The organism is Intrasporangium sp. (assembly GCF_036566125.1).
In the GTDB taxonomy this organism is placed as follows: Bacteria; Actinomycetota; Actinomycetes; order Actinomycetales; family Dermatophilaceae; genus Intrasporangium.
Genome location: NZ_DATCWX010000166.1, coordinates 1 through 3,481 on the forward strand (window position 1 = coordinate 1; position 3,481 = coordinate 3,481).

The window sequence follows — 3,481 nt, forward strand, 5'->3', positions numbered from 1 at the left end:
TCTACTCCGACCACCCCGACTACCTGCCCGAGTGGCGCGCCTGACACCGGGCTAGCCTACGAAGCCACCCCGGCCGCTCACTTTCCTCCCGAGCGGTCGGGGTCTCTCTATGCCCAGAGCGTCACGTCGACATGCGCCGCCGCGCCATTGTGCGGGGTCAGGTTGTTCCAGCCCCCGCCAAGGTCGATCGTCCCGCCAGCAGGCAGCAGGATCGGCCCGAACGCCAGCCATGCCCGCACCTCCGCGTTCGGAGGTTTCGGCGCCGGATACGCCTCCACCGCAGGCTCATAGAACCCCGGCTCAGGCGACGACGAATACGGCGCCGTGACCGAGAAGTGCGTCGGCAGCGTGCCGTCCGCCTCATTCCACGCCATCTCCCACGAAGCGTTCACCGTGTACCAGCCTGCGGCGGCCACGACGAGCGAGGGCTGGGATCCGCCGCCCGAGGTGACGCCCGCGCCGGCGCCCTCGAAGATCGTGCGGATGCCCCACTCGGTCACGGCGATGGTCGACCCGATGCCGTCGTTCTGCACCTGGAACGAGTACGCCTCGCAACGGGACACGCCGACGATGCCGCCCGACTGCGGGATGACCGGCGGCTTGGGACGCTCGTTCAGCTGGCGCATGATCTGCTCGATGCGGCTGTTGACCTCTAGCCTGAACCGCTCGAACGCCTTGTTCCCGTCGTCGACAGGCCTGCCCGAGTAGGTACCCACTACACCTCCTCGGGTGCGAGCTGGAGCGTGAGCGTGTCCGTCTCGGGATCCCACGTGCGCAGCACCATCCGGTGCAGCGAGTGGACGCCCTCGTCGGGCAGGGACAGCAGCACGCGGTCGCCCTTGCCGATCTCGTCGAGCACCTCCGAGGTGCGCGCCGGGTCGATGACGACCTCCCATGCGGCGGTCGGGTGGACCGACCGGGCAAGGTGCTGCGCGGCCAGCTCGGCGAGCTCGTTCGGCGAGCTCTCCTCCTCGGCCTCGACGACCTCCTCGAGCAGCGCCCCACCGAACGCCGACTCGTCGCGCACGTGGCGCTCAATGCGTGAGCTGTTGTAGCCCCACGCCTGGACGATCAGCGACGACGCGAGCTTGCTCCGCTCGCCGGGGATCGGCCGGTATGCCTTGATGATGGAGCGGGGCCCGCCGTGCGAGAGGGACAGCCCGGACACCGAGCCTTGCCGCGGGTAGTGCGTCACGATCGTGGCCGAGGTGGCGGTGACCTCGCAGTCGACCTCCACGCCCCGAGCCAGCGACGTCAGCCCCTCGATCGCGGTCGACCACGGCCAGCGCTGCGCGAACGGGTACTCCTTCGTGCGCAGGACCCCCGTCCGCGGTGTGCGGGTGCCGATGCCGAGGTCGCCGTGGCCGTAGTTCGTGTCCTGCACGTGCAGCGTCAGGTCCCGCACGATGAGCGCCTGGTCCATGTCGAAGTAGCCGCGCTGCTCCTGCGGAAGGATCTGGATGTCGGACCACACCGACCAACCCGCCGGCGGGTACAGCTCGACGGAGATGTAGTAGATCCGGCCGTCCGCGGGGACCTTGATGCTGGCCTCGTAGGTCTGCACCTTGACGCGCGGCGTGATGGCGCTCATGGTGACGGTGGACTCGACAGGGCTGCCGGTCTCCGGATCGATCGCGATCTCGCCCGTCTCGAGGTCGACGAGCACGACGCGCATGGCGTTGCCGTCCGCGGGGGCGCCGAGCCATTCGCCGATCCTCATGCGACCGACGACGATCACCTCGAGCGGGACCAGCATGTCGACCTCTTGGACGACGTTGTAGCGCCGCTGGGCGACGTACTGCCGGTGCCCTGTCGCGGTCTGCGTGGTGGCGTAGTGCAGCGCCACGCGTCGGTTCTTGGCCGACTCGCTCTCGGTGCTGTTGGAGGCGATCTGCTCCCAGTAGCCACGGCCGCCGACGGTGGAGTCTTGGTCGCGCTTGTACGAGGGGATGCTGAACCAGTCCGGCAGCAGGGAGAACGTCCACGACGGGTTGTGCGCCGCGAGCGTCGCCCGTGCCGCCTGCGCGCGTGCCAGGGACAACTCGATCCCGTCGCCCTCGTCGCCGTAGGCGCGGCGGTCGGCGGTGTGCCCGACGATGTGGATGTCGGACCCGTCGGGGATGTCGTCGGCCTGCGAGATCAGGAGCGCCTCGCCACCGCTGAGGTAGGTGGCTTCATTCGCCACGAATACAGCAGCGGTCTCGACGTCCTTGCGGGTGGTGACTACCTTGTCGACGCCCTCGATGCGCAGGCCCTTGCCGCTGGTCGACTCGGGCTCGTCGACGACATAGAACTCGGGCTTGGCCTCGGGCACGCTGCCCGTCTTGTATGCGCCCGTCCAGCCGGCGGTGCCGAGCGCGAAATCGCCGTTGTAGGCCCAGTTCAGGGAGGGCAGGCGGCCGATGCGGCGGCCGGTGCTGAGGTACCAGCGCGGGTCGGACACGTCGTAGACCATGCGCCCGTTCTCGAGGCGGCCGGGACCGATCGGGCCCTTGGTCATCAGGTACGTGCCGCGGTAGAGGTGCGCCTCATGGGTGACGGGGTCGATGAGCTTGCCGCGCGCGTTGTCCCGGTCGACGGAGAACCGCCACCCGTCCATGACGCCGACGCCGGAGTCCTGCGGGCTGATGCTCGCCTCGTCGAGCGTCGTCACGGGCGTGCCGTCACGCTGCGTGATGACCACCAGCGGGGACGGGCGGGTCGAGCCTGCGGGCACGCCCCAGTCACGGGACTGCTTGAGCCGTGATCCGAACCGGAACCCGGACTCGATGTGCTGCAGCGAGACGACGCCCGAGGTGAGCGACGACCCGAACCGGAAGCCAGAGACGAGATCCTGACCGTCGGCCGCGAGCGAGAGCGACCCCTGCACGCCACTGACCGCGTCGACCTGCCCGGCGAGCGCGACACGGGCCGTGAGCGCGCCCTCGACACCTGAGAGCGCGTCGACCTGCCCCGTGAAGGGGTGGACGGTGCCGCTCGACTCGAACGCGCCCTCCACGCCGGAGACGGCGGCGACCGTGCCGGACAGTGCGACCTTGGCGCTGATCGCACCCTCAATGCCCGACACTGCCGCGACGGTGCCCGCGAAGTCGATGGACGCGGCGCCGATCCACCGCGCCGCAAGCTCGGCCTCGGCGTCGGCCAGTTCGGACGGGGAGAGGATCCGCTCGAAGGTGACGATCTCGCCGAGGTCACCTATCCAGCGCTCACCCTCGGAGTTGCCGCCGGCGACGCGGCGGGTCGTGCTCCCGGTGAAAGACGACGCCGCGGCAGTGCCGCTGGTCGACGCCCCATCGACGCGGATCTCCCATGCGCCCGTGCTCGCGTTGTACGTGACCGCGACAATCGACCACGAGCCGGCGACAAGGGCCAGGCTGGACGTGGCGAGATCCGTCGACCCCTGCCGCATCAGCTGGACACGGTTGGTGGAATTCTCCAGGCGGACCTGGTTGCCGGAGGTGGTTCCGCCGCCGCTACAACC

At 69.6% G+C, this 3,481-nt stretch carries 2 protein-coding genes; both read right to left on the minus strand.

All coding sequences use genetic code 11. The annotated features are described in order from the left end of the window. Positions 1-107 precede the first annotated feature (107 nt). On the minus strand, positions 108-716 hold the full coding sequence (locus tag VIR15_RS09820) for a hypothetical protein (RefSeq protein WP_331927296.1): 609 nt from the start codon (positions 714-716) through the stop codon (positions 108-110). Continuing rightward, positions 716-3,481, minus strand: a 2,766-nt coding sequence (locus VIR15_RS09825; RefSeq protein WP_331927297.1) for a LamG-like jellyroll fold domain-containing protein, incomplete at its 5' end; no start/stop codon positions are given. The genes VIR15_RS09825 and VIR15_RS09820, both read right to left, overlap by 1 nt.